The organism is Phormidium sp. CCY1219, assembly GCF_035615515.1.
In the GTDB taxonomy this organism is placed as follows: Bacteria; Cyanobacteriota; Cyanobacteriia; order Cyanobacteriales; family Laspinemataceae; genus CCY1219.
Genome location: NZ_JAJENT010000302.1, coordinates 1 through 392, shown reverse-complemented (window position 1 = coordinate 392; position 392 = coordinate 1). Strand labels below are relative to the sequence as shown.

The window sequence follows — 392 nt, the reverse complement described above, 5'->3', positions numbered from 1 at the left end:
ATCCAAACCCCCGCCATCTTTGAACCTTTCCGCAACCCCGCCACCGCCGATGAAATCCGCGATTGTTTGTTAAAATTGCTGCTGATTCGTGCAGAATTGCAACGGGAAGCCAATCGCAACCGCACTCGCATCTCAGACGCAAGTCTTCCAAAATTGTGGATTATTACGCCCACCGCTTCCGAAGACCGATTAGCTGGATTTGGTGCTACCCTAGATTTAGACGCTTGGCCAATGGGAATTTACGTCCTCTCGCCGCAATTGAGAACGTTTGTGGTGGTGGTTCATCAGTTACCCCGCACCATAGATACCCTGTGGTTGAGGGTGTTAGGACGCGGGCGGGTACAAGCCGAAGCGATCGCCGAACTCGATCGACTCCCCCCAGCCAATCTCTT

General features: G+C 53.1%; 1 pseudogene. It reads left to right on the top strand.

What is annotated here, in order from left to right:
- Positions 1–392, top strand: a pseudogene (locus LKK83_RS04990) (hypothetical protein); the annotation flags it as partial.